The organism is Alloalcanivorax balearicus MACL04 (genome assembly GCF_025532145.1).
GTDB classification, from domain to species: Bacteria; Pseudomonadota; Gammaproteobacteria; order Pseudomonadales; family Alcanivoracaceae; genus Alloalcanivorax; species Alloalcanivorax balearicus.
The window spans coordinates 1-875 of record NZ_ARXS01000070.1 but is presented as its reverse complement, the minus strand read 5'-3'; the positions used below and the strand labels follow the sequence as shown (position 1 = coordinate 875).

General features: G+C 62.1%; 2 protein-coding genes. Both read left to right on the top strand.

Going from position 1 to position 875, the window contains the following annotated elements:
* Positions 1 to 628 (top strand): hydrolase (locus tag MA04_RS21715; RefSeq protein ID WP_262462848.1); only part of this gene is annotated, 628 nt, incomplete at its 5' end.
* Between the two features lie 30 nt (positions 629 to 658).
* On the top strand, positions 659 to 875 hold a 217-nt coding region (locus MA04_RS21710; protein WP_262462847.1), incomplete at its 3' end, for an alpha/beta fold hydrolase.

Below are 875 nucleotides of genomic sequence, written 5' to 3'. Positions count from 1 at the left end.
GCTTCTTCGTCCCGAAGATTCCGTACTGGTTTTGATCGACCACCAGCCTTACCAGCTCGCGAACCTGAACAGCCACGACCCACAAGCTGTGGTCAACAGCACGACCGCGCTGGCCAAGCTGGCGAAAGCCTTCAATGTTCCGACCATTCTCACCAGTGTGATCGCGGCGCGCGGAGGGTTTCTCTTCAAGCAGATCACCGACGTATTTCCGGATCAGGACGTCATTGATCGCACCTGGGTGAACACCTGGCAGGACGAGAATGTGGTGAATCGGGTCAAGGAGACCGGCCGCAAGCAGCTGATCATCGCCGGCCTGTGGACCGAGGTCTGTGTCGCAATGCCTGTCATCCAGGCCGCCGGCGAAGGCTGGGACGTGACCGTGGTCACCGACGCGTCGGGCGGGATTTCGAAGGAGTCTCACGAAGTGGCCATCCAGCGAATGATCGCGGCCGGCGCGAACGTGATGACCGTGATGGCGCTCGCTGGCGAATGGCAACGCGATTGGGCGCGCACCGGGCATGTCGAGGAGCTGACCGAGATTCTCATCCAGCATTTCAGCGGCAGCGGCATCGCCTATCTTTGGGAGCAGCAACTGCTCAACACGCCGGTGCCGAGCGACGCCGGCTGATCCGAACCACGCGACCAAGAGGACGTCTCCATGGCGACCATCACCGCTCAGGACGGTACCCGCATCTTCTACAAGGACTGGGGGCCGAAAGACGCCCAGCCCATTGTCTTCCACCACGGCTGGCCGTTGTCATCGGACGACTGGGACAACCAGATGCTGTTCTTCCTCTCGCAGGGTTACCGCGTCGTCGCCTTCGATCGGCGCGGGCACGGTCGCTCCGACCAGACCGACACCGGCAACGACATGG